1 protein-coding gene is annotated in these 1,095 nt (G+C 45.0%); it reads right to left on the bottom strand.

The window, feature by feature from the left end; genetic code table 11:
* On the bottom strand, positions 1-1,095 hold a 1,095-nt coding region (locus tag EWU22_RS13350; RefSeq protein ID WP_231962909.1), incomplete at both ends, for a beta strand repeat-containing protein.

Here is a 1,095-nt window from a genome sequence, read left to right as displayed (position 1 = left end):
TTCCTGCAGCACTAAATCCTGTAGCTGTGTTACCATAAGCATCCAAGGCTGTTAAGGTATTTGTTCCTGTAAAGGCTGTGCCATTAATCTGTGGACTCGTTAAGCTCACCGCCAACTTCGTCATCGTTGATGGACTAACCGTTACGTTCAAGGTTCCTCCAGTATTCGAGTTGATCGTTCCATCAGTTGCATTCACCGTTGCCGATTCTGCTTTGTACAAGACCATAGATCCTGTAGCCACACCTGCTGTAAAGGTCAAGCTAGTCGCTGTGCCAAAGTTCGTAGCGGCTACTGTTGGTGTCGTAGCTGGACTTGGTGATGCAGTCGCTCCACTGAATGTGATATTTTTTGCTCCTGTATAAGTTGTTACTGTATTGCCACTCGCATCTTGTGCTGTAATAGTTACTGTCTGACTACCACCTGCAGTTTGGGTGCCAGTTCCTGTTACTACTAATTTAGTAGCAGCTCCTGAATTGACAGTGACACTAGAGCTAGTAGCTGCCGTTCCTGATGCTGGAGTGAAAGTGAACGTTCCTGCTCCTGAAGTTCCTGTGAACTTCAAGCCTAAACTTGTTAAGTTCGCTACTCCACTAACAAAATCACCAGCTTGGTTCAATACATTATTAACTCCACTTCCTAAACCACTAATCGTTCCTGTTAAACTTGTTGTAACCGTTACGTTATTCGTGTTAGCTGCAAAAGTTGTTACCGTATTTCCGTAAGCATCTTGGGCCGTCAAGGTATTCGTTCCTGTAAAGGCTGTACCATTAATCTGTGGACTCGTTAAGCTCACCGCCAATTTCGTCATTGTTGATGGACTAACCGTTACGTTCAAAGTTCCCCCAGTATTCGAGTTGATCGTTCCATCAGTTGCATTCACTGTTGCCGATTCTGCTTTGTACAAGACCATGGATCCTGTAGCCACACCAGCAGTAAAGGTCAAACTAGTTGCTGTACCAAAGTTCGTTGCGGCTACGGTTGGGTTTGTCACAGGACTTGATGATGCCGTCGCTCCACTGAATGTGATATTTTTTGCTCCTGTATATGTTGTTGCCGTATTGCCACTCGCATCTTGTGCGGTAATAGTTACTGTTT

This window comes from Aquirufa nivalisilvae, from assembly GCF_004307455.1.
GTDB classification, from domain to species: Bacteria; Bacteroidota; Bacteroidia; order Cytophagales; family Spirosomataceae; genus Aquirufa; species Aquirufa nivalisilvae.
Note: the sequence above shows the minus strand (reverse complement) of the source record. Positions and strands in the feature narration are given on the sequence as shown.